Source organism: Sphingobium sp. BHU LFT2 (genome assembly GCF_018604485.1).
Lineage (GTDB): Bacteria > Pseudomonadota > Alphaproteobacteria > Sphingomonadales > Sphingomonadaceae > Sphingobium > Sphingobium yanoikuyae_A.
This window is the reverse complement of the sequence record NZ_JAFCGW010000106.1, coordinates 1-275: the sequence shown is the minus strand read 5'-3', so window position 1 is coordinate 275 and position 275 is coordinate 1. Positions and strand designations below refer to the sequence as shown.

Here is a 275-nt window from a genome sequence, read left to right as displayed (position 1 = left end):
AACGTGTATCCCAGAAAGTCGAACGTCTCGTCCGGCACCTTGCAGATGCGTGTCTTGTCCTCATTCACCGTCAGCTTCAGCTTCTCCATGAGCCCGCGCATATGATCGAGCGCGGCTTCCGCGTTGCCCTTTTCACACAGGATCACGAGGTCATCAGCATAGGTGATGAGCCGCGAGCCGAGGCGTTTCCCAAGGCCGAGCTTCCGCCATCCCAGCACAAACCGGCGCATGTAAATGTTGGCCAGCAGCGGTGAGATGGGTGATCCTTGCGGGAT

General features: G+C 58.2%; 1 protein-coding gene. It reads right to left on the bottom strand.

Annotated features, from left to right (window positions below; genetic code table 11):
- Positions 1 to 275 (bottom strand): reverse transcriptase domain-containing protein (locus JQK15_RS26695; protein WP_251008088.1); only part of this gene is annotated, 275 nt, incomplete at both ends.